This window comes from Arhodomonas sp. KWT (assembly GCF_010993615.1).
The window spans coordinates 1-816 of sequence record NZ_WNXE01000751.1 but is presented as its reverse complement, the minus strand read 5'-3'; the positions used below and the strand labels follow the sequence as shown (position 1 = coordinate 816).

1 protein-coding gene is annotated in these 816 nt (G+C 67.3%); it reads left to right on the top strand.

The genetic code is table 11. The features are described 5' to 3' along the window. Positions 1-816 (top strand): WG repeat-containing protein (locus G7A99_RS22165; RefSeq protein ID WP_163144159.1); only part of this gene is annotated, 816 nt, incomplete at both ends.

Below are 816 nucleotides of genomic sequence, written 5' to 3'. Positions count from 1 at the left end.
GAGCCGCGGTTCGACGATGCGACGGATTTCGCCAACGGCCTGGCCGCTGTCTCCCGCGACGGCGAATGGGGATACATCGACGTCCGGGGCGAATGGGTCATTCCGCCGCAGTTCGAGGATGCCAACCCGTTCGGCGCCGGCGGTGCGGCGATGGTCAGGGTGGAGGGCCGTTTCACGCTCATCGACCGTACCGGCGCGACTATCAGACGCCTGCCGGACGGTGCGTTCTATCGGGCGCCGTTCCGTCAGGCCGAAATGGCGCTGTTTCCGGTCAGGGTGCCGGTGCCGCCGAAGGTCTGGCGCGCCACGAACGGCGGGGCGGTGACGTTGCCCGGGGACACGCTCTCCGTGTCCGTCAGCGCTGATGCACCGGAGGCACTCGCCGTTCTGGTCAGGCTGTCGCCGGAGCGGGTGCGCTGGGGACTGTACGATGCCCGGGGCGGGTGGCGTCTCTCCCCGGAGATGCTGGACGCAACGGCCGAGCCGGTGACCGATGGCGAGCTGACGGCGATCAGGGGCGACGAGACGTGGCGGCTGTACGACAACCAGGGCCGGCTGCTTGGTGAACGTAACTATCGCACATTCAAGCCGGTGCTTACCGGTACCTGGGTCGCTGAAGATGACGACGGCGAACGGTGGCTGGTGGACGCGGCCGGCAACGAGATCGAGACGCTCGAGCGCTATGCCTCGCCCTACGTTGAACGTGACGGATTCGCCGTATACGAACTCGAGGATGCCGTCGTCATCGCCCGCCGCAACGGCGAGACGGTTCGCGTAGCCGCACCCGGGCTCAAAACGCTTTATTTTCGCGACGGC